General features: G+C 71.3%; 17 protein-coding genes. 7 read left to right on the forward strand and 10 right to left on the reverse strand.

Annotated elements, in window-relative coordinates:
* Positions 1-35 precede the first annotated feature (35 nt).
* The 8 genes from J8403_RS31900 to J8403_RS31935 all read right to left on the reverse strand — a co-directional run bounded on the left by J8403_RS31900 (position 36) and on the right by J8403_RS31935 (position 9,762).
* On the reverse strand, positions 36-752 hold the full coding sequence (locus J8403_RS31900; protein ID WP_093460985.1) for an ABC transporter ATP-binding protein: 717 nt from the start codon (positions 750-752) through the stop codon (positions 36-38).
* Complete coding sequence (locus J8403_RS31905; RefSeq protein WP_211126190.1) at positions 749-1,681, reverse strand: ABC transporter ATP-binding protein; 933 nt, start codon at positions 1,679-1,681, stop codon at positions 749-751. Before J8403_RS31905 ends, J8403_RS31900 begins: the two co-directional genes overlap by 4 nt.
* The gene (locus J8403_RS31910) at positions 1,678-3,432 is read right to left on the reverse strand and encodes a branched-chain amino acid ABC transporter permease (RefSeq protein WP_211126191.1); all 1,755 of its coding nucleotides are present in this window, start codon (positions 3,430-3,432) and stop codon (positions 1,678-1,680) included. Before J8403_RS31910 ends, J8403_RS31905 begins: the two co-directional genes overlap by 4 nt.
* Positions 3,433-3,444: 12 nt before the next feature.
* Positions 3,445-4,377: a branched-chain amino acid ABC transporter permease gene (locus tag J8403_RS31915; protein ID WP_211126192.1), complete on the reverse strand. Its 933-nt coding sequence runs from the start codon at positions 4,375-4,377 to the stop codon at positions 3,445-3,447.
* 103 nt (positions 4,378-4,480) lie between these two features.
* Positions 4,481-5,713 (reverse strand): branched-chain amino acid ABC transporter substrate-binding protein, encoded by a 1,233-nt coding sequence (locus J8403_RS31920; protein ID WP_211126193.1) that lies wholly within the window; start codon positions 5,711-5,713, stop codon positions 4,481-4,483.
* A 464-nt stretch (positions 5,714-6,177) separates the two neighbouring features.
* On the reverse strand, positions 6,178-6,633 hold the full coding sequence (locus J8403_RS31925) for a hypothetical protein (RefSeq protein WP_211126194.1): 456 nt from the start codon (positions 6,631-6,633) through the stop codon (positions 6,178-6,180).
* A gap of 268 nt (positions 6,634-6,901) precedes the next feature.
* A complete protein-coding gene (locus J8403_RS31930) occupies positions 6,902-7,417 on the reverse strand; it encodes a hotdog fold thioesterase (RefSeq protein WP_119986987.1) in 516 nt (171 codons plus the stop codon).
* A 62-nt stretch (positions 7,418-7,479) separates the two neighbouring features.
* Complete coding sequence (locus J8403_RS31935) at positions 7,480-9,762, reverse strand: FdhF/YdeP family oxidoreductase (RefSeq protein WP_211126195.1); 2,283 nt, start codon at positions 9,760-9,762, stop codon at positions 7,480-7,482.
* 277 nt (positions 9,763-10,039) lie between these two features.
* On the opposite strand from J8403_RS31935, the gene polA reads away from it, so the two are divergent.
* The 7 genes from polA to J8403_RS31970 all read left to right on the forward strand — a co-directional run bounded on the left by polA (position 10,040) and on the right by J8403_RS31970 (position 17,366).
* The gene (polA, locus tag J8403_RS31940; RefSeq protein ID WP_211126196.1) at positions 10,040-12,778 is read left to right on the forward strand and encodes a DNA polymerase I; all 2,739 of its coding nucleotides are present in this window, start codon (positions 10,040-10,042) and stop codon (positions 12,776-12,778) included.
* 113 nt (positions 12,779-12,891) lie between these two features.
* Positions 12,892-14,688, forward strand: coding sequence for a lytic transglycosylase domain-containing protein (locus tag J8403_RS31945; RefSeq protein ID WP_211126197.1), 1,797 nt, complete (start codon positions 12,892-12,894; stop codon positions 14,686-14,688).
* Positions 14,689-14,877: 189 nt separating this feature from the next.
* Complete coding sequence (locus J8403_RS31950) at positions 14,878-15,012, forward strand: SPW_0924 family protein (RefSeq protein WP_107119256.1); 135 nt, start codon at positions 14,878-14,880, stop codon at positions 15,010-15,012.
* A gap of 16 nt (positions 15,013-15,028) precedes the next feature.
* Positions 15,029-16,030 carry a cell envelope lipid trafficking protein PgfA gene (gene pgfA, locus J8403_RS31955; protein WP_211126198.1) on the forward strand — a complete coding sequence of 334 codons (1,002 nt, stop codon included), beginning with the start codon at positions 15,029-15,031 and terminating at the stop codon, positions 16,028-16,030.
* Between the two features lie 2 nt (positions 16,031-16,032).
* Entirely contained in the window at positions 16,033-16,653 is a 621-nt protein-coding gene (locus J8403_RS31960; protein WP_237511332.1) for a hypothetical protein, read from the forward strand.
* 120 nt (positions 16,654-16,773) lie between these two features.
* Positions 16,774-16,992, forward strand: a complete 219-nt coding sequence (locus J8403_RS31965; RefSeq protein ID WP_043240610.1) for a hypothetical protein — start codon at positions 16,774-16,776, stop codon at positions 16,990-16,992.
* The gene (locus tag J8403_RS31970) at positions 16,989-17,366 is read left to right on the forward strand and encodes a hypothetical protein (protein ID WP_078640848.1); all 378 of its coding nucleotides are present in this window, start codon (positions 16,989-16,991) and stop codon (positions 17,364-17,366) included. Before J8403_RS31965 ends, J8403_RS31970 begins: the two co-directional genes overlap by 4 nt.
* Before the next feature lie 220 nt (positions 17,367-17,586).
* Here the strand turns inward: J8403_RS31970 and hrpB are convergent, their stop codons facing one another.
* Positions 17,587-20,259, reverse strand: a complete 2,673-nt coding sequence (gene hrpB / locus J8403_RS31975) for an ATP-dependent helicase HrpB (RefSeq protein WP_246586083.1) — start codon at positions 20,257-20,259, stop codon at positions 17,587-17,589.
* On the reverse strand, positions 20,244-21,116 hold the full coding sequence (locus tag J8403_RS31980) for a class I SAM-dependent methyltransferase (RefSeq protein WP_211126201.1): 873 nt from the start codon (positions 21,114-21,116) through the stop codon (positions 20,244-20,246). The genes hrpB and J8403_RS31980 overlap by 16 nt, the downstream gene beginning before the upstream one ends.
* Positions 21,117-21,170 lie beyond the last annotated feature (54 nt).

Consider the following 21,170-nt stretch of genomic DNA (forward strand, 5'->3'; position numbering starts at 1 on the left):
GCGGTGCGGGCCCACTTCCCGCTCTCCGTCTGCCCTCAGTCCTCGCCGAGGTACGCCTTGCGCACCGACTCGTCGTGCAGCAGCGCATCCCCCGTTCCCGACAGCACGATCTTGCCGATCTCCATCACATGGCCCTGGTCGGCCAGCGACAGGGCCGCCTGGGCGTTCTGTTCGACCAGCAGGATCGTCGTGCCCTGGGACTTGAGCTCGGCGATGGTGTGCATGATCTTCTGCATCATGATCGGCGAGAGGCCCATCGAGGGCTCGTCGAGCATCAGCAGCTTGGGGCGGGACATCAGCGCGCGCCCCATCGCGAGCATCTGCTGCTCACCGCCGGAGAGGGTGCCGGCGGCCTGGGCGCGGCGTTCGCCGAGGATGGGGAAGAGCTCGTACGCGTGGCGGATGTCGGCGGCTATGCCGTCCGCGTCCTTCCGGAGGAACGCTCCGAGCTGGAGGTTCTCGGCGATCGACAGCCGCGGGAAGATATGCCGGCCCTCGGGTGAGTGGGCCAGCCCCAGGGCGACGATCTTGTGTGCGGGGACGCCCTTCAGCGGTTGGCCGTCGAAGCGGATCTCTCCGCCGAGGGGTTCGAGCAGGCCGGACAGGGTGCGCAGGGTGGTGGTCTTGCCCGCGCCGTTGGTACCGATGAGGGTGACGACCTGGCCGGCCTCGACGCTGAACGAGATGCCCTTGACGGCCTCGATCTTGCCGTAGGCGACGCGCAGGTCCTCGACCTCGAGCAGTGCGGTCACTGTCCGTCCTCCGTACGTGCTGTGGTGCCCCGCTGGGTCTCGTCCTGCGGGGCGCCGGTCGTGGCGCCGGTGGTGGCTCCGGCCTCCGAGGCTCCGGCTTCCGCCGCCTCGACCTCGGCGGCCTCTTCGGCGCCGGGTGCGCCTTCGAAGGGGGTGCCGAGGTAGGCGGCGATGACGCGCTCGTCGCTCTGGACGACCTCGGAGGTGCCCTCGACGAGCTTCTGGCCCTGGACGAGCACGGCGACGCGGTCGCAGAGGTTGAAGATGAAGCGCATGTCGTGCTCGATGACGAGTACGGCGGTGCCCAGGTCCCGGATGGCGAAGACCAGTTCCTCGGTGGCGCGGGTCTCCTGGGGGTTCATTCCGGCGGTGGGCTCGTCGAGGAGCAGCAGTCCGGGGTCGCTGGCGAGGGCGCGTGCGATCTCCAGCTTGCGCTGTTCGCCGTAGGGGAGGTTGCGGGAGAGGTGGTCGGCCTTGTCGGCGAGGCCGGTGAATTCCAGGAGTTCCATGGCGCGGGCCTTGGAGGCGGCTTCGGCGCGTTTGAAGCCGGGGCCGCGCAGGAGGGCCGACCACAGGCCTTCCTTGGTGCGGGTGTGGCGGCCGACGAGGACGTTTTCGAGGACCGTCATGTTGGCGAAGAGCCGGATGTTCTGGAAGGTGCGGGCGATGCCGGCCTGGGTGACGAGGTGGGGCTTGGGCGGCAGGACGGTGCCCTGGTAGGCGACGCTGCCCTCGGTGGGGATGTAGAGGCCGGTGAGGCAGTTGAAGAAGGTGGTCTTGCCGGCGCCGTTGGGGCCGATGAGGCCGACGATCTCGCCGGGGTGGACGTCGAGGTCGACGGATTGTACGGCCGTGAGTCCGCCGAAGCGCATGGTGACGCCGGTGGCGGTGAGCACGGGGGAGGTCGTGGTGGTGGTCATCTGTGTCATGCCTCCGCCTTGGTGACGCCGACGGCACCGTCCTTGAGTCCGGTCGCGCCGGGGACGTCGAGCTGGCCGGTCTCGTGGTATTCGAGCTGCTGCCGCCGGTTGGGGACGATCCCTTCGGGGCGGAAGCGCATCAGCAGGATGAGCGCGATACCGAAGGCGAGGAGCTGGTAGTCCTGGAGGAATTCCAGCTTCTTGGGGATCAGGTAGAGCAGGGTGGCGCCGAGCAGGGGGCCGCCGATGGTGCCCATGCCGCCGAGGATGACGGCGGCGACCAGGAAGGTGGAGTTGGGCGGGACGGGGCCGGCGAAGACGTACTGCTCGGGGACGACGGTGGACTGGAAGTGGGCCCAGACGGCGCCGGCGACTCCGGCGAGGGTGGCGCCGAGTGCGAAGGCGACCAGCTTGACCCGGAATCCGTTGATGCCCATGGCGGTGGCGGCGGTCTCGTCCTCGCGGATGGCGACCCAGGCGCGGCCGATGCGGGAGTTGCCGGCGCGGCTGAAGATCAGTACGACGACGATGGTGACCAGCAGCATCAGCAGGTAGTAGTTGCCGTTGGAGTCGAGGCTGAGCCCGGCGATGTTGTGGTCGTCGTTGAAGTTGAACCCGAAGATCTCCAGCGGCGGGATGTTGGGGATGCCGTCGGGGCCGTTGGTGACGGAGGGGCCTGAGGTGCCGTCGAGGTTCAGCATGGCGAGACGGAAGATCTCTCCGAAGCCGAGGGTGACGATGGCGAGGTAGTCGCCGCGCAGCCGCAGGGTGGGGGCGCCGATGATCACGCCGAAGATCAGCGAGACCACACCGCCGGTGATGACGGCGGCCCAGAAGGGGAACCTGACGTCGATGGTCGAGGCGGTGGAGCCGGAGACCAGGGCGGCGGTGTAGGCGCCGACGCCGAGGAAGGCGACGTATCCGAGGTCGAGGAGGCCGGCGAGGCCGACGACGATGTTCAGGCCGAGGGCGACGGTCGCGAAGATCGCGATGTTGACGCCGAGTTCGGTGAAGCTGGACTTGTCCTGGAAGAAGGGGAAGACGATCGCGGTGATCAGCGCGGCGACCAGGGTGGTGGAGCGGTAGGCGCTGGTGAGCTCGCTGATCCGGCTGACGAGCCCGGCCTTGACGAGGGCGACGGCGGCGAACGCGACGGCGATGAGGTAGCCGATGAACGGCTCGGGGTGGTCGGCGTCGGTCTGGATGCCGTAGTTGACCACGTAGAGGCCGAGGGCGAAGACGCCCGCGATGATCAGGATGTCGGCCCAGGACGGCAGCTGCTTGGGGCGGCACAGGGGGCGGGTGTCGTCCGGGAGCAGGAAGGTGGTGGCCACGGGGGCGGCGGTCACCACCGCGGCGATCCAGCCGCCGGGCTCGAGGTTGACCAGGCCGTCCAGGTCCACGGCGATGGCGATGACGGTGAACCAGGTGACGGCGAAGGTGCCGAGGGCCAGCATCCGCAGGGCCCCGGTGGAGCCGCTGGGGGTGAGCCAGCGCAGGCCCTTCAGGTCGAGGGCGGCCAGCGCGAAGACGGCGGTGGCGATGCCGAGGACGAGGGTGAGGAGCTGGAGTCCGCCCGGGTAGCCGTAGACGGTCAGGTCGCCGGGGAATTCGGCGGTCCAGGTCCAGGCGAGGAAGGTGGAGACGACGGCGGCGGCGCCGCCGGCCGCGGTGAGGGCGCGGAGCAGGGTGGTGCGCGGTGCGGTGGTGCCGGATTCGGTCTCGTCCACGGGGGTGGGCTGGGTCTTGTCGGTGGTCATCGGTTCACTCCCTCACGCCCGGTCCGCGACGCGTTCGCCGAGCAGGCCCTGTGGCCTGACCAGCAGGACGACGATGAGCAGGGTGAAGGCCCATACGTCCTTCCAGGCGCCGCCGCCGAGTTGGTCCATCCCGGGGATGTCCTGGATGTACTTGATGGCCAGGGCCTCGACGATGCCGAGGACGACGCCGCCGAGCATGGCGCCGTAGATGTTGCCGATGCCGCCGAGCACGGCGGCGGTGAATGCCTTGAGGCCGGCGATGAAGCCCATCTCGAAGTTGATCTGGCCGTACTTGAGCCCGTGGGAGAGGGCGGCGACGGCGGCGAACGCACCGCCGATGGCGAAGGCCATCACGATGATGCGGTCGGTGTTGATGCCCATGAGCTTGGCGGTGTCGGGGTCCTGTGCGGTGGCCTGCATGGCGCGGCCGGCGCGGCTCTTGGAGACGAACAGCCCGAGGGCGAGCATGCACACCGGGGCGGCTATGAGGAGGAAGGCGTCGCCGCGCTGGATGTGCAGATCGCTGAAGATCTCGAACGAGGAGCCTTTGAACTGCGGGAAGCTGCGGGGCTTCTTGGCGTCGGGGTAGAAGGCCCAGACGGCCTGCTGCAGTGCGATGGACAGGCCGATCGCGGTGATCAGGGGGGCGAGCCGGGGGCCGCCGCGCAGGGGCCGGTAGGCGAAGCGTTCCGCCGCGGTGGCGATGGCGACCGAGGCGATGACGCCGCCGATCAGCATGAGGGGCAGGGCGAGGGAGAGCGCGGTGCCGCTGGGCAGCCAGATGTAGATGGTGAGGGCCCCGAAGCCCCCGATCATGAAGATCTCGCCGTGGGCGAAGTTGATGAGCTGGACGATGCCGTAGACCATGGTGTACCCGATGGCGATCAAGCCGTAGAGGGCGCCAAGGGTCAGGCCGTTGACCAGCGTTTGCGGCAGTTCGTGCACCGCAGGGCCTCCGATGAGCGTGTCGGATATGACGCCGCGCGAGGGCGATGGTGTACGCCCTCGCGCGGATTCGTTTCGTGGGTGTGCGGATCGCTGCCGGGGGTCAGTCCTTGAAGGTCTCGCTCTTCACGGACTTCCAGGCGCCCTTGGTGACCTTGTAGACGGTGAGCTGCTTGTTGGTGGTGTCGCCGTACTGGTCGAAGGAGACCTTGCCGGTGACGCCGTCGAAGGAGACCTTGCCGAGCGCCTCGGTGATCTTGGCGCGGGCGTCGTCCGGGAGCTTGCCGTCGTTGTCCTCGACGACGGCCTTGACGGCCTGGATGATGGCCCAGCCGGCGTCGTAGGAGTAGCCGCCGTAGGCCGCGTACGGGTCCTTGTAGTGCTGGTCCCCGTAGTTCTTCACGAAGGTCTTGGCGGAGTCGAGCTGCTCGACCGGGTAGCCGACGGAGGTGGCGAGGTCGCCGTCGTTGTTGGTGCCCGACGCCTTGATGAAGGCGGGGTCGTAGATGCCGTCGCCGCCCATGACCGGGACCTGTGCGCCGGCCTGCTTGACCTGGTCGGACAGCAGTCCGCCCTCGGGGTACTGGCCGCCGAAGTAGACGGAGTCGGCGCCGGAGGACTTGACCTTGTTGGAGATGCCGGAGAAGTCGGTCTCCTTGACGGTCAGGTGGTCCCGGCCGACGACCTTGCCGCCGAGGCGCTGGAACTCCTGGGCGAAGATGGTGGCGAGGCCGTTGCCGTAGGCCTGCTTGTCGTCGATGACGAAGACCTTCCGCTTCTTCGCGTCCTTGTAGTAGTACTGCGCGGCGAAGCGGCCCTGGATGATGTCGGTGGTCGCGGTGCGGAAGTAGGTTTTGAACGGGCGCGACTTCTTGCCCGAGGCCCAGTCGTCGCCCTGGCTGAGGGCCGGGTTGGTGTTGGCGGGGGAGACCTGGGCGAGGTCGGCCCGGTCGAAGACGCCCTGCATGGACTGGGCGACGCCCGAGTTCAGCGGCCCGACCGCGCCGAGGATCTCCTCGTCGTCGACCATCGAGGTCGCGTTCGCCTTGCCGGAGGAGGGCACGGCCTGGTCGTCGAAGGACTTGACCTTGAAGGTGACCCCGTCGACCTCGTTGTTCTTGTTGGCCACCTTGGCCGCGAGGTCGACGGAGTTCTTGATGCCCTGGCCGAGGGCGGACAGCGAGCCGGTGAGCGGGGCGTCGACACCGATGACCACGGTCGTCTTGCTGTCCTTGCCGCCACTGTCGTTTTTGTCGTCGCGCGACCCGCAGGCGCTGAGCGTGAGGGCGCCCGCGGTGATCGCGGTCGTGATGATGAGCAAGGAACGGTGTCGCACGAGGAATCCTTTCGCTGGCCCGGCACCCCGGGTTCATGGGGTGCCGTGTCCTCGCCGGATGAACCTGGAATGGCCGTGCGGGTGCGGCGTACACCCCACGGGGCCGTGACTGGCTGTGACTCTAAGCGCGGGGCGCGACCGGTGGCAGAGGTCCAGACGATGATGTGACTGTCTTGTTATGACGCGCGTCACCCCGGGATGTCCGTGTAGCGGACGTAAGGGACGAATGGGGCGAATCTGATCCAATCATTAGGTCCGGATCCTGAGAAGATGCAGTTCCGCTAAGGAGTGCGGGGGACTGGCGAACGGTGCGCGAACGGTCGTGTGCGGACGAGCCGGGAAAGATCGAGTTCGGCGACGCCGTGAGTGGCGAAAATGCGATCTTATATTGCGTCAGTGTTACGGAGTGTTACGACCGTCGGCATTGGTGCGGTGCCGTGGCGGGGGCGTAGGACGGGCGCGGCTCAGGTGGGCGGGCGCCAGTTCTCGGAGCTGTGGGTGGCGCCGTTCGCGGCCGCGCAGCGGCGCTCGGCCAGGCGCTTGATCAGCGCTTTGGCGGCCGGGGTGCCATGCCGCCGCCGCTCGGCGCGCGCGGCGTGGACGATGTCGTCGTAGATCTCGTACTGCTGGTTGGAGAGGCCCTTCTGCTCCCAGTCGAGCCCGGCCCAGCGGCTGCCCGCAAGGTCCTGTTCGGCCCAGTAGGAGATGAGATCGGCGCACAGCCGCACGGGCGAAGCTGCCTGTGGCGCGGGGCTGTTGGGGCCGGGGGCGGACGCGGCCGGGGAGTTGTCACCCGAGCCACGAGAGCCGTCGGAGCCGCCGGAACCGGATCCGCCGCATCCGGTCAGTGTCACGGCGAGTACGAGAGCGCAGCCACAGGCGGTGGCGGGCCAGGAACCCGCCCGGGTCGTTGCCCCCATGGGGGGCACGCTAGACCCGGCCTCCCGGGGGGACAACGGCGAGGGCCGGACCGGCCGTTACGGCGAGGGCCGGACCGGCCGTTACGGCGAGGGCCGGGCCGACCGTTACGGCCAGGGCCGGACCGGCGTTACGACGACGGCCGGACCGCCCGGGGCCGGAAGCGGGGTGCGGAAGTCATCCGGGGCCGGAAGCGGGGTCCTGGTCTCCGGCCGGGGCCGGAGGCCGGGGCGCCGGACGCCGCCCCGGGGGCGTCCGGCCCGCCGGGCGTCACGCTTCGCCGCGCTCCTTGGCCTCGGTGACCTCGGCGACCGTCTTGGCCTGGCCGGCCTCGTCGACCTCGCGCAGCAGGCAGGTGAGGCGGGCGGTGCACACCCGCCGGTCCTGCTCATCGCTGATGACGATCTCGTAGGTGGCGGTGGAGCGGCCCCGGTGGACGGGGGTGGCGACACCGGTGACCAGGCCGGAGCGCACCCCGCGGTGGTGGGTGCAGTTGAGGTCGACGCCGACCGCGATCCGCCCGCTGCCGCCGTGGAGCATCGAGCCGACCGAACCGAGGGTTTCGGCCAGCACGGCGGAGGCCCCGCCGTGCAGCAGTCCGTACGGCTGGGTGTTGCCCTCCACGGGCATGGTGGCCACGACGCGGTCCGCGGAGGCTTCCAGGATCTGCACGCCCATGCGGGTGCCCAGGTGCCCGGCGGAGAACAGCGCGGGAAGGTCCACGCCGAGCGCCGCGTACTCGTCGATGACCTCCTGCGGGAACTTCACGCTGGTCTGCTCGCCCATCGGACCGGCTCCGTTCGGTTGCTTGTGGTGGCCACCTTCTTACCAGGTGACTGAGTAAACGCTTAGGCCGGGGGTGTCTGTTCCAGGCGGACCACCACGGACTTGCTCGCCGGGGTGTTGCTGGTGTCGGCGGTGGCGTCCAGCGGGACCAGGACGTTGGTCTCCGGGTAGTACGAGGCGGCGCAGCCGCGCGCGGTCGGGTAGTGGATCACGCGGAAGCCGGTGGCGCGCCGCTCGGTGCCGTCCGTCCACTCGCTGACCAGGTCGGCGTAGCTCCCGTCGGCCAGCCCGAGCTCCTGGGCGTCCTCGGGGTGCACCAGCACCACCCGGCGGCCGTTCTTGATGCCGCGGTAGCGGTCGTCCAGGCCGTAGATGGTGGTGTTGTACTGGTCGTGGGAGCGGAGGGTCTGCAGCAGCAGCCGGCCCTCGGGCGCCGTGGGGTACTCGACGGGGGCGGCGGTGAAGTTGGCCTTACCGGTGGTGGTGGGGAAGCTGCGGCTGTCGCGCGGGGCGTGCGGCAGGGCGAAACCGGAGGGGTCGCTCACCCGGGCGTTGAAGTCCTCGAAGCCGGGGATGACGGCGGCGATGCGGTCGCGGATCCGTGCGTAGTCCTTCTCGAACTCCTCCCAGGGGGTGTGGCTTTCGGGGCCGAGCACCCGGCGGGCCAGCCGGCAGACGATGGCCGGTTCGGAGAGCAGATGGGGGCTCGCGGGCTCCAGGCGCCCGCGGGAGGCGTGCACCATGCCCATGGAGTCCTCGACGGTGACGAACTGCGGGCCGCCGCCCTGCAGATCGGCCTCGGTGCGGCCGAGGGCGGGCAGGATCAGCGCCCGCGCCCCGGTGACCACATGGGAGCGGTTGAGCTTGGTGGAGACATGGACGGTCAGCCGCGCGGCGCGCATCGCGCCCTCGGTGACCTCGGTGTCGGGGGAGGCCGCCACGAAGTTGCCGCCCATGGCGAAGAAGACCTTCGCCTGGCCGTCGCGCAGGGCGCGGATGGCCCGCACGACGTCGAAGCCGTGCTCACGGGGCGGGGCGAAGCCGAACTCGCGCTCCAGGGCGTCGAGGAAGGCCGGGGCGGGGCGCTCGAAGATGCCCATGGTGCGGTCACCCTGCACATTGCTGTGGCCGCGCACCGGGCAGACTCCGGCGCCGGGGCGGCCGACATTGCCGCGCAGCAGCAGAAAGTTGACGACCTCCCGGATGGTGGGCACCGAGTGCTTGTGCTGGGTCAGGCCCATCGCCCAGCACACGATGGTGCGCTGGGAGTCGAGGACCATGCGCAGCGCGCGGTCGATGTCGGCGCGGTCGAGGCCGGTGGCGCGCAGCGTCTCGTCCCAGTCGGCGTCCCGGGCGGCCTTGGCGAACTCCTCGAAGCCGTGGGTGTGCTCGGCGATGAACTGCTCGTCGGTGGCCCCGTCTGTCTCCAGGATGAGCTTGTTGAGGAGGCGGAAGAGGGCCTGGTCGCCGCCGAGCCGGATCTGCAGGAAGAGATCGGTGAGCGCGGTGCCGCCGCCGGCGATGCCGCGTGCGTTCTGCGGGTTCTTGAACCGCTCCAGCCCGGCCTCGGGCAGCGGGTTGATGGAGATGATCTTCGCGCCGCCGGCCTTCGCCTTCTCCAGGGCGGAGAGCATGCGCGGGTGGTTGGTGCCGGGGTTCTGCCCGGCCACGATGATCAGGTCGGCCTGGTACAGGTCCTCGAGCAGCACACTGCCCTTGCCGACGCCGAGGGTCTCGGTGAGCGCCGAGCCGGAGGACTCATGGCACATGTTGGAGCAGTCGGGCAGGTTGTTGGTGCCGAATTCGCGGGCGAAGAGCTGGTAGAGGAAGGCCGCCTCGTTGCTGGTGCGGCCCGAGGTGTAGAAGACCGCCTCGTCGGGGGAGTCGAGCGCGGTCAGCTCGTCGCCGATGATGTCGAAGGCCCGGTCCCAGGACACCGGCTCGTACCGCTCGGCGCCCTCGTCCAGATACATCGGCTGGGTGAGCCGGCCCTGCTGGCCGAGCCAGTAGCCGCTGCGGGTGGCGAGGTCGGCCACCGGGTGGGCGGCGAAGAAGTCGGGGGTGACCCGGCGAAGGGTGGCCTCCTCGGCGACGGCCTTCGCCCCGTTCTCACAGAACTCGGCCGCGTGGCGCTTGTCCGGCTCGGGCCAGGCGCAGCCGGGGCAGTCGAAGCCGTTCTTCTGGTTGACGCGCAGGAGGGTGAGCGCGGTGCGGCGCACCCCCATCTGCTGCTGGGCGATGCGCAGCGAATGCCCCACGGCCGGCAGCCCGGCGGCGGCATGTTGCGGGGGTGTGACCTCGGGCGCGTCCTGGATCGGATCGCCTGCGGGCGGCTTGGCTGCCATCGTCGCTCCCCTTGGGCTCGAACGTTGCGGGACCTGTGCGTGGACCTGTAGGTCAAATCCTGTCACGGGCCTACGACAGCCGAGGCGGCGGCCCGGTCCGGCCGGGCTGGGGCGCGGTCTCGGGCGCCGCCTGCTCCGAATCTTGTACGCGGCCAGGTCCGATCTTGTGCCGGGTCCGGTCCGGTGGCCGGGGCGGGCCGGTCCGGTGGCCGGGTGCGATCCGGTCCGGTGGCCGGGGCGGGAGGCATTGTCGGTGGGCCGTGGCAGGATCGGGGGCGTGGCAGAGAAAGCATCGAAGAAGACCGCAGCGCCCGCGCCCGACCGCACGGGGGAGGACCGTCCCCGCCTGCTCCTGCTGGACGGGCATTCCCTGGCATACCGGGCGTTCTTCGCGCTGCCGGCGGAGAACTTCAGCACGACCACCGGCCAGACCACCAACGCGATCTACGGCTTCACCTCGATGCTGGCGAACACGCTCCGTGATGAGCAGCCCACGCACCTCGCCGTGGCGTTCGACGTCTCGCGCAAGACCTGGCGCTCCGAACAGTTCACGGAGTACAAGGCGAACCGCTCCAAGTCCCCCGACGAGTTCAAGGGCCAGGTCGAGCTGATCGGCGAGTTGCTCGACGCCATGAACATCACGCGGTTCGCGGTGGACGGCTTCGAGGCCGACGACGTGATCGCCACCCTCGCCACCCAGGCCGAGGAGCAGGGCTTCGACGTGCTGATCGTCACCGGCGACCGGGATTCGTTCCAGCTGGTCACCGACCATGTCACGGTGCTCTACCCCACCAAGGGCGTCTCCGAGCTGACCCGGTTCACCCCCGGGAAGGTGCAGGAGAAGTACGGCCTCACCCCGGCCCAGTACCCCGACTTCGCGGCCCTGCGCGGCGACCCGTCGGACAACCTCCCCGGTATCCCGGGCGTCGGCGAGAAGACCGCGGCGAAGTGGATCAATCAGTTCGGCTCGTTCAAGGAGCTGGTGGAGCGGGTCGACGAGGTCAAGGGGAAGGTCGGCGAGAAGCTCCGCGACCACCTGGAGTCCGTCAAGCTCAACCGCCAGCTGACCGAGCTGGTGCGGGACGTGGAGCTGGCCGCCGGCCCCGAGGGGCTGGGGCGCGCTCCGTACGACCGGGAGGCGCTCTCGGTGATCCTGGACGCGCTGGAGTTCCGCCACCAGAACTTCCGCGACCGGATCATGGCCGTCGACCCGGGCGCGGCGGCGGACGAGCCCGCGGCCGCGGAGCCGGGTATCGCGGTGGACGGCGTGGTGCTGGGCGCGGGCGAGCTCGCCCCCTGGCTGGAGAGCCACCGCGACGCTCCGCTGGGCCTGGCCACGGTCGACACCTGGGCGCTGGGCAGCGGCAGCGTCAGCGAGATCGCGCTGGCCACCGGATCCGGCCCCGCCGCGTTCTTCGACCCCTCGCAGCTGGACGAGGCCGATGAGCGGGCGTTCGCCGAGTGGATCGCCGACCCCGACCGCCCCAAGGTGCTGCACAACGCCAAGGGGATCATGCGGGTCTTCGCCGAGCACGGCTGGTCCGTCGCGGGCGTCACCATGGACACCGCGCTGGCGGCCTATCTGGTCAAGCCCGGCCGCCGCTCCTTCGAGCTGGACGCCCTGTCGGTGGAGTACCTGGGCCGTGAGCTCTCCCCGGCGGTCGCCGCGGACAGCGGACAGCTGGCCTTCGGTGCCGATGACGAGGCCGAGCGGGACGCCCTGATGATCAAGGCGCGGACCATTCTGGACCTGGGCGAGGCGTTCGGCGGCCGGCTGAAGGACGTGGGCGCCGCCGGGCTGCTGCACGACATGGAGCTGCCCGTCTCCGAGCTGCTGGCCCGGATGGAGCGCTCGGGCATCGCCGCCGACCGCGGCTGGCTGGAGCGCATGGAGCAGCAGTTCGCGGCCGCCGTGCAGCACGCCGTGCAGGAGGCGCACGCCGCGGTGGGCCATGAGTTCAACCTGGGCTCGCCCAAGCAGCTCCAGGAGGTGCTCTTCGGCGAGCTGGGCCTGCCCAAGACCAAGAAGACCAAGACCGGGTACACCACGGACGCCGACGCGCTGGCGTGGCTGGCCGCGCAGACCGACCACGAGCTCCCGGTGATCATGCTGCGCCACCGGGAGCAGGCGCGGCTGCGCTCCACCGTCGAGGGCCTGATCAAGACCATCGCCCCCGGCGGCCGCATCCACACCAGCTTCAACCAGACGGTGGCGGCCACCGGCCGGCTCTCCTCCACCGACCCCAATCTGCAGAACATCCCGGTGCGCACGGACGAGGGCCGGGCGATCCGGCGCGGCTTCGTCGTCGGCGACGGCTTCGAGTCGCTGATGACCGCCGACTACAGCCAGATCGAGCTGCGCGTGATGGCCCATCTCTCCGAGGACGAGGGCCTGATCGAGGCGTTCACCTCCGGTGAGGACCTGCACACCACGGTCGCCTCCCAGGTCTTCTCCGTCGACAAGTCGGCGGTCGACCCGGAGATGCGCCGCAAGATCAAGGCCATGTCCTACGGGCTGGCGTACGGCCTTTCGGCGTTCGGCCTCTCCCAGCAGCTGGGCATCACCCCCGATGAGGCCCGCAAGCTGATGGAGAACTTCTTCGAGCGGTTCGGCGGGGTGCGCGACTATCTGCAGCGGGTCGTCGAGGAGGCGCGCGCCACCGGCTATACGGAGACCATGCTCGGCCGCCGCCGCTATCTCCCGGACCTCACCAGCGACAACCGCCAGCGCCGCGAGATGGCCGAGCGGATGGCGCTCAACGCCCCGATCCAGGGCACCGCCGCCGATATCGTGAAGATCGCGATGCTCAAGGTGGACGCGGCGTTGACGCGGGAGAAACTCTCGTCGCGGATGCTGTTGCAGGTCCACGACGAAATCGTGCTGGAGATCGCGTCCGGTGAGCGGGAGCGGGTCGAGGAGCTGGTCCGCCGGGAGATGACGGGCGCCTTCGGTCTGAGCGCTCCGCTGGACGTATCGGTAGGATCCGGGTCGGACTGGGAATCGGCGGCTCACTGAGGGTTCCACTGATGCGGTGTTTGCACCGGTAGCTGCGGGCCATAAGTTGTCGTAGTGTCACCAGAGTTGACGCGCCGGGGGAGCGCACTGTGTTCGACGGGAGGGACACACGGATGGCACCGCTAATCGGCCGACGACTGCGCAAGGGGGCCGCCACGACGGCGGTGGCGGCGGCCGCGATGGCCGCCCTCACCGCCTCCCAGGCACCCGGGTTCGCCGACTCCGACCAGGGCGACCGGCACCGGGAGCAGCGGGCGGGGGAGGCACCGGCGCCCGACGACACCCCCATTGACGGTGGTTCGTCGTACCACACCGATCTGCCACCGCTGGTCACTCCCGACAAGCCGGGCTCCTCGATCGATCTGCCCGGGCTCCCCGGGAGTGGCAACACCAAGCCCGAGGCGGGCATACCGGCGAGCGTGCTGGACGCCTACAAGAAGGCGGAAGCGGCCCTGAGGGAGTCAAACCCCGGCTGCAACCTGCCCTGGCAGCTGCTCGCCGCGATCGGCAAGGTCGAGTCCGGCCAGGCCCGCGGCGGCAATGTGAAGGCCGACGGCACCACCGTCTCACCCATCCTCGGCCCGGTCCTCAACGGCGACGGCTTCGCCCTGATCAAGGACACCGACGGCGGTGCCTACGACGGCGACAGCACCCATGACCGCGCGGTCGGCCCCATGCAGTTCATCCCCTCCACCTGGGCCAACTGGGGGCGGGACGGCAATGGTGACGGCGAGAGGGACCCCAACAACATCTATGACGCCGCCCTCGCCGCGGGCAACTACCTCTGTGCGGACGGCCGCGATCTGTCCGTCAAGGCCGATCTGGACCGCGCGATCCTCGGCTACAACCACTCGCAGGAGTATCTGAACACCGTCCTGTCGTGGTTCGAGTACTACAAGCGCGGCACCCACGAGGTCCCCGACGGCACCGGTGTGCTGCCCTCCGGGGACGGCTCCGGCGGCTCGGGCGACAAGGGCAAGGACTCGGGCAAGGACTCGGGCAACGGCGGCGGAAACGGCAAGGACACCGGGAAGGACCCGGAGCACCCCCGTACCCTGCCCAAGCCCGAAGACAAGCCCGACACCTCCACCCCGACCCCTCCGGCCGGCGAGAACGGTGGAACTCCCGGGACCCCCGGCACCGGGACCCCGACCCCCAAGCCCCCGACCACTCCGCCGTCCACCCCGAGCGGCACCAGCAAGCTCACCACGGTCGGCGCGAAGGAGCTGTCCGCCGTCGCGGGCACCGATTTCGCCCAGTCGCCACGCGTCAAGGCCGTGGACGCCGTGGGCAAGCCGGTGGCCGGTGCGCGGGTGAGGTACGAGATCCTCGGCGAGACCGACACGCGCTTCCTCGGCCTCGTCAAGTCCGCCACCATGCTGACCGGCACCGACGGCACCGCCACCGCGCCGAAGCTGCTCGCGGGCGAGAAGGCCGGCACCTTCACCGTGCGCGCCACCGCCGTGGGGCGGGAGGCCGCCCCGGTCGAGTTCGCGGCGACCGTCAAGGCCCGTCCCGTACCGCAGGCCGATGCGCTGGCCCGCTCCGGCGACAAGGAGCTCACGGCCCGGACCGGCGCCTCCTTCGCCGACGCGCTCACCGTCACGGCCACCAGCAAGGGCAAGGCCACGGCGGATGTGCCGGTGACCGCCACCATGATCACCTCGGCGAAGGACCCCGACCTCAACGACAAGGGGCCCTACTTCCTGGACGACAAGGGCAAGCCGGTGCGCACCCTGACCGCCCTGAAGACCGACGCCCTCGGGCAGCTCACCCTGCCGAAGATCCTCACCGATGACCACGCGGGCACCTTCCTGCTCCGCCTCACCGCCAAGGGCGGCGCCGTCCTGGACATCGAGCTGACGGTCACCCAGGCCCAGACCCAGGCCCCCGCCTCACCCGCCTCGTAAGCCGTCCGGCAGCCGAACACCGCCGCGGATCACGCGGTTCCTCGCGCCGCCTCTGAGCCCCCCACCGGGCCAGGGGCGGCGCGACGCTTTCGCGCCTTCGTGTTCTCATCTGCGGCCCCCGTTGCTACGGTGCCCCATCCCTGACGAACCGTCAGGCAGTGCCTCGTACCGGACCACGAGGAGGCCCGTATGCGCGCCCTCGCCGCCGCCGCGATCGGACTCGCCGCCGCCCTCGCCATCGTCCTCACGATGACGGCCATCGGCGCGCCCAGCGGTAAGACCTCCCCGGAACCCCTGCTCACCACCGTCCCCAAGCACCCCTGAGGGAGGGACATCCGCCATGCGCCGCAGAGCAAGCCTGGTGCTGCTGGCCTTCGCCGTCTTCTTCGCCGCCCTCGCGCCGCTGCTGCGCTGGTACGCCTATCCCCGGCTGGCCAAGATCCCGCCCAGCGAGTACCAGACGGCGGTCCTGGAGGCCAGTCCGGCCACCCTGCTCGACTACGGCACCATGCGGCCCCGCAAGGTCTCCAAGGTCAGCATCGTGCAGACCCTGCGCGGCAATGTGCCCGCCGCCGAGAAGACCGGGAAGGCGACCGGGCGCGATGTCGTCGTCTGGGACGCCCTGTCCTATGTGGCCGGGCCCGACGGCAAGATGGTCTCCAAGATCCCCGAGCGCTATGTCTTCGACGCCCACTCCCAGGACCCGGTGCACGCGGGCGGGGAACATGTCGACGGGGACGCGGTGCGCCGCGACGGCATCGAGTTCAAATGGCCGTTCCTCACCGAGAAGCGCGACTACCGCTACTTCGACGCCCAGACCCGCACCTCCGCCCCCATCCACTACAAGGCCACCCAGACCTTCCGCGGCCTGAAGGTCTACTACTTCGAACAGACCATCCCCTGGACCAAGGTGGCGCTGCCCAAGACCATGCCGGTCGAGGGCGTCACCCCCGAGACCGTCCGCAAGGCCGGCACCTCCCGCTGGTACAGCACCAAGCGGATGTTCTGGGTCGAGCCCACCACCGGCGCCCCGGTCAACGGGCAGGAGATCCACAAGGAGGAGCTGCGCGGCGGCACCCTGCTGGGCGACCGCGACCGGGTGACCGTCTTCTCCGGCCATGTGAAGATGCGCGAGGACTACATCCGGCACACGGTCGACATGGTGAAGTCCCAGCGCCAGCTGGTCCTGCTGCTCACGGCCTATCTGCCGTGGGGCTTCCTGATCCTCGGCCTGGCCCTGCTCGCGCTCGCCCTGCTGCTGGAGGCCCGCGGGCGCGCGGCCGGCCCGCCGTCGGCCGCGGCGGCGCCGACCCCGTTGTCGGTGGCGGGCCATAGCGTATGACCATGCCAGTGAACAGCTGCGTCCCCGGGCCCGAACTCGTCGGCCACATCGTCGAATTGGCGCGCCTGGAGTGGACGCCGGGCGCCACGGCGGCCGCCGCCGAGCGCTTCGGCTGGGTGCCCGACCGCTCCCACACGTCCTCCCACGCCACCAACACCGGGCACTTTGTCCATCCGGAGTGGTTCGGCGGGCCCGATGACGCGGACACCGAATGCCTGATCCCGTTCTGCTACTACTACGAGCCGGACGACTTCGACGCGGAGTTGCAGGCCGACGGGCTCAGCGGCAATGTCGACTGGCTCGCCGAATACCACTCCGAGGACCCCGCATGGGTCTTCGACCGCGACGCCGACCGCTCGGTCTTCGACGACCGGTGGCGCGCCGCCGTCGACGCCTTCGGCGAGCGCCTGGGCGAGCCGGAGACCGTCGTGCGGGACGAGAAGGGCGACCACCCGTGGAACTACGCCGCCTGGCGCTGCGGCGGCAATGCGGTGGTGGTCGGCCAGTGCGTCGACAACGGCTCGTATATGACCTTCGAGCAGGCGCTCATATGGGTCGGGCCGCACCCCGTGGACGAACCGTTCCCGACGGGGGAGCAGTTCGCCCTGAGGCTGGAGTGCTGAGCGGGGCGGCCGCCGCGTCAATCGCCATGTCCATCACCGCGTCAACCCGCGTCCCCGCGATTCGCTCGTGGTGGCCAAGCCGGTAGTGATCAGGGCGAAGGCGTGGCTAGCATGCCGCCCATGCCTGGCATCACGATTGAGTTCACCGAGCAGGAGCTGGCCGAGCTGCGTGCCGAGGCGAGGGAGAAGGGCGTCGCGATCAAGCGCCTGGCGCACGACATACTGACCGAGGACGTGGTCCGGCGGCGGCAGAAGCAGCGTTTCGTCGAGGGCGCCGTGAAGTTCGCCCTGGAGTACAAGCCCGAGTTCGAGCGGGAGTTCCCGCACGGCATGCGGTGATCCTGTATGTCGACGCCGGTTGGGTGCTGAACGTCCAGGTCGAGGTCTCCCCGGTGAACACCCCGGTCCGGGACTGGGGTGCGCTGCACTGCATGACCGAACGCCACCGCTATGAGCGGTTCTCGGGGGAGCCCTATTACGAGGAGGCCGCCGCCCGCGCCGCGACCTTTCTGCACACCTCACTGATCCTCGAGCCGTTCTCCGACTACAACGCCACGATCGGCGCGGCCTGCGCGCGGATGTACATGGAGGAGTCGGGAGAGCCGATCACGCCTCCGCCCGGCGGCATGGTCAAACTCGTCCGCGAGATACGGGAGATCAGCGGATTCCGGCTCGGCGAGACCGCGCGTCGGCTGCGCGACTGGGCCGACTGATGCCCGATGCGGGCCGCCGATGTCCAACTGATGCCCGATGGGGTCGGCTGGTGTCCGACGCGGCCCGCTGATGCCCGATGGGGCCCGCTGAGCGGCCCCCGGCGGCCGTGGGCCGAGCGCGCGGGCGTCGGGCGGGCTCAGCGGCGGCGGGGCTCAGTGGCACGCGTCGGGCGGGCTCTGCGGCTACGACTACGGGCTGAGCGGCTGACGTCGGGCGGGCTCAGCGGCGGGTGTTGGTGCGCCGGGTCGGTTCGGCCGTCGACGGATCCTCCGGCCACGGATGCTTGGGGTACCGGCCGCGCAGCTCGGCCCGCACCGCGCGGTAGCCGTCCTTCCAGAACGACGCCAGATCGGCGGTGACCGCGGCCGGACGCCCCGCCGGGGACAGCAGATGCACCAGCAGCGGCACCCGCCCGCCCGCGATCCGGGGCGCCTCCTGCCAGCCGAACAGCTCCTGCAGCTTCACCGCCAGCACGGGCCGGTCCGCGCCGTAGTCCACTCGCACCCGCGAGCCGCTCGGCACCTCGATCCGCTCCGGCGCCAGCTCCTCGAACCGCGCGGCCTCGCCCGTGGCCCACGGCATCAGGCGGGCCAGCGCCGCTCCCGCGTCCACCCGCCCCAGATCGGCCCGCCCGCGCGCCCGCGCCAGCTCCATCCCGAGCCAGTCGTCCGCGCGGTCCAGCAGTGCCGCGTCGGAGACATCCGGCCAGGCCCCGCCCAGCTCCCGGTGGAGAAACGCCATTCGCTGCCGGACCGCCGTGGCCTGCGCCGACCAGCGCAGCAGCCCCGTCCCCTCGCGGCGCAGCCCCTCCAGCAGCGCCTGCCGCACCAGCTCGGGATCGGGCTCGGCCAGCGGCCGGGACACCAGCTCGATCGCGCCGAGCCGGGCCACCCGGCGCGCCACGACGTCCCCGTCGGCCCAGCGCACCTCCGCACCCTCCGAGGCCAGCGCCGCGGCCGCCGCCCGGGCGGTGTCCTCGTCGGTTACGGCCGCGAGCCGCACCCGCGCCGACGCGGCGGTCACCGGCCGGTCCGCGACGGCCACCGCGAGCCACGGCGACCCGCCCAGCCGCGAGCCCTCGCCCAGTTCCGCGCCCGTCCCGGCGGCCATGAGGTACGCCCGCTCGCCGCGCCGCCGGGCCACCCGCTCCGGGAACGCCAGCGCGGCCAGCAGCCCCGCCACGGCGTCATCGCCGCGCGCCGCCCGCTGCGCGCCACGTGCGCCATCGGGCCGCGCGCCGTCCGTGCCGGTGAGGGCCTGTTCGAGTCGCCGGGCCTCCTGGCGCCAGCGGGCGGCGTAGGGGTCCCCGCCGTGGCGGGCGGTGCGCCAGGCGGCGGCGAGGTCGTCGCCGTACTCCCTCGGGGGTTCCTCGCTCAGCAGGGCCACCACCTCGGCCGCCCGGCGCGCGCCGACCTCCTTCGCGCCGTCGATGAGCGCCCGCGCGAGGCGGGGGTGGAGGCCGAGGCGGGCCATCCGGGTGCCGCGGTCGGTGGCCCGTCCGGCGGCGTCCACGGCGCCGATCGCGGTCAGCGTCTCGCGGGCGGCCGTCATCGCCCCGGTGGGCGGCGGATCGAGCAGGGCCAGCCCCGAGGCGTCCGGATCGCCCCAGCACGCCGTCTGCAGCGCGAAGGCCGTAAGGTCCGCGCCGGCGATCTCCGGGGACGGAAAACGCGGCAGCCGGGCGTCCTCCGCCTCCGGCCAGCAGCGGTAGACCGCCCCGGGCGCCTCACGGCCCGCACGGCCCGCGCGCTGCCGGGCGGCCGCCCGTGACGCCCTTACGGTCGTCAGCGCGCTCAGCCCGCGTGCGTGGTCCATCCGGGGCTCACGCGCCAACCCGCAGTCCACGACGATCCGCACGCCCGGCACGGTCAGGCTCGACTCGGCGACCGAGGTGGCCAGCACCACCCGCCGCCGTCCGCCGTCCGCACCGGCCAGCACCGCCTCCTGTACGGCGGCCGGCGCACGCCCGTGCACCTGCAGGACCTCCGCCTCGGCGAGCCCGCCCAGCTTCCCGGCCACCCGGGCGATCTCGCCCACGCCCGGCAGGAAGCACAGCACATCGCCCTCCCGCTCGCGCAGCGCCCGCCGCACCACGGCCGTGACATGGTCCAGCAGGGCGGGGTCGACCCGCATCCCGTGCGGCGGCCGTACGGGGCGCTCGGGCGGTGCCCACACCACCTCCACCGGATGGGACACACCCGGTGCCGAGACGACCGGCGCGGGCCCCTCAGGCCCGTCCCCGCCGTCCGTCGCCTCGTTCCCGCCGTCCGTCCCCTCGTTCCCGCCGTCCGTCGCCTCGTTCCCGCCGTCGCCGAGCAGCCGCGCCCAGCCCTCCGCGTCCGTGGTCGCCGAGGCGGCGATCAGCCGGAGGTCGGGGCGCAGGGCGGCCCGGACGTCCAGCAGGAAGGCGGCGGCCGTGTCCGCGTCCAGATGGCGCTCATGGCATTCGTCGAGCACGACCACATCGACGCCGGCCAGCTCCTGGTCGCGTTGCAGCCGTTGCAGCAGCACACCGGTGGTGACCACCTCGACCACGGTCCCGGGGCCGGCCTGCCGCTCCCCGCGCACGGTGAAGCCGACCTTCCCGCCCGGCCGCTCGCCCAGCAGCCACGCCATCCGCCGCGCGGCGGCCCGTGCCGCGATCCGCCGCGGCTCGGCGACCAGCACCCGCCGCACCGGTCCGCCGCCCACCAGCCCGGCGAGCACCAGTGGCACCAGCGTCGTCTTACCGGTCCCCGGAGGCGCGCACAGCACGGCGACCCCGCGGTCCTCGAGCGCGCGCAGCAGCGCGGGGACGGCCTCGCGTACGGGAAGGCGGTCGAGGGCCTCGGCGCGCGGGTCCCCAGGAGTGGTCAACGGCTCTGCCCCGATCCCGCTCAGTCCCGCTCGCATACGAAGATCGCCGTGCCCGGGATGAGGTTCCCCCGCAGGGGGGACCAGCCGCCCCACTCCTGGTGGTTCCACCCGGGCCACTCCGGTTCGACCAGGTCGACCAGCCGGAAGCCCCCCGCCACCACGTCCCGCACCCGGTCGCCCAGCGTCCGGTGGTGCTCCACGTAGACGGCCCGGCCCGACTCGTCCTGCTCCACATAGGGCGTGCGGTCGAAGTAGGAGCCGGCGACGGACAGCCCCTCGGGCCCCGGTTCGTCGGGGAACGCCCAGCGGATCGGATGCGTCACCGAGAAGACCCACCGCCCGCCAGGCCGCAGCACCCGGCGCACCTCGCGCATCACCCGCACCGGCTCGGCCACGAACGGCACCGCCCCGTACGCCGAGCACGCCAGGTCGAACGAGCCGTCCCGGAAGGGCAGGGCCGTGGCGTCGGCCTGCACCAGCGCGACCCCGGCCCGCTCGCCCGCCCCGTCGCCGCCCCCGGCGGCTGACTCCGCGTCGATCCGCCGCGCGTGCCGCAGCTGCCGGTGGGAGAGGTCCAGGGCCACCGGCCGCGCCCCCTGGGCGGCCAGCCAGCGGGCGCACTGTGCGGCGCCCGCGCCCACCTCCAGCACATCGCGCCCCTTGAGCGCCGCCACCGGGCCCAGCAGCCCGGCCTCCGCCTCGTCCAGTCCCTCCGGGCCCCAGATGAACCGGTCGTCGCCCAGGAAGGCGCCGTGTTCCTCCTGGTACTCGTCCGCGTTGCGGTCCCACCATCCCCGGCTGGCCCGGCTGCTCTCCGCCTCGTCGGCGATCCGGCGGGTGGCCGTCGGCTCGGCCGCCTCCTCAGGGGTGCTGGGCTCGTGTTCTTGGAGCATCGCGCGCGTCGTCGTACTCTCTGTATCGACCTGTGGCTGCGGGGCACGGTGAAG

The sequence above is a fragment of the Streptomyces yatensis genome, assembly GCF_018069625.1.
GTDB lineage: Bacteria > Actinomycetota > Actinomycetes > Streptomycetales > Streptomycetaceae > Streptomyces > Streptomyces yatensis.

Bases quoted from the DNA above. Each gene is read 5' to 3' on its own strand.
- J8403_RS31980 (WP_211126201.1), bottom strand. From the start codon at position 21,116: ATGCTCCAAGAACACGAGCCCAGCACCCCTGAGGAGGCGGCCGAGCCG.
- J8403_RS31910 (WP_211126191.1), bottom strand. From the start codon at position 3,432: ATGACCACCGACAAGACCCAGCCCACCCCCGTGGACGAGACCGAATCC.
- J8403_RS31945 (WP_211126197.1), top strand. From the start codon at position 12,892: ATGGCACCGCTAATCGGCCGACGACTGCGCAAGGGGGCCGCCACGACG.
- pgfA (WP_211126198.1), top strand. From the start codon at position 15,029: ATGCGCCGCAGAGCAAGCCTGGTGCTGCTGGCCTTCGCCGTCTTCTTC.
- J8403_RS31935 (WP_211126195.1), bottom strand. From the start codon at position 9,762: ATGGCAGCCAAGCCGCCCGCAGGCGATCCGATCCAGGACGCGCCCGAG.
- J8403_RS31925 (WP_211126194.1), bottom strand. From the start codon at position 6,633: ATGGGGGCAACGACCCGGGCGGGTTCCTGGCCCGCCACCGCCTGTGGC.
- J8403_RS31930 (WP_119986987.1), bottom strand. From the start codon at position 7,417: ATGGGCGAGCAGACCAGCGTGAAGTTCCCGCAGGAGGTCATCGACGAG.
- J8403_RS31960 (WP_237511332.1), top strand. From the start codon at position 16,033: ATGCCAGTGAACAGCTGCGTCCCCGGGCCCGAACTCGTCGGCCACATC.
- J8403_RS31965 (WP_043240610.1), top strand. From the start codon at position 16,774: ATGCCTGGCATCACGATTGAGTTCACCGAGCAGGAGCTGGCCGAGCTG.
- J8403_RS31905 (WP_211126190.1), bottom strand. From the start codon at position 1,681: ATGACACAGATGACCACCACCACGACCTCCCCCGTGCTCACCGCCACC.
- J8403_RS31950 (WP_107119256.1), top strand. From the start codon at position 14,878: ATGCGCGCCCTCGCCGCCGCCGCGATCGGACTCGCCGCCGCCCTCGCC.
- hrpB (WP_246586083.1), bottom strand. From the start codon at position 20,259: ATGCGAGCGGGACTGAGCGGGATCGGGGCAGAGCCGTTGACCACTCCT.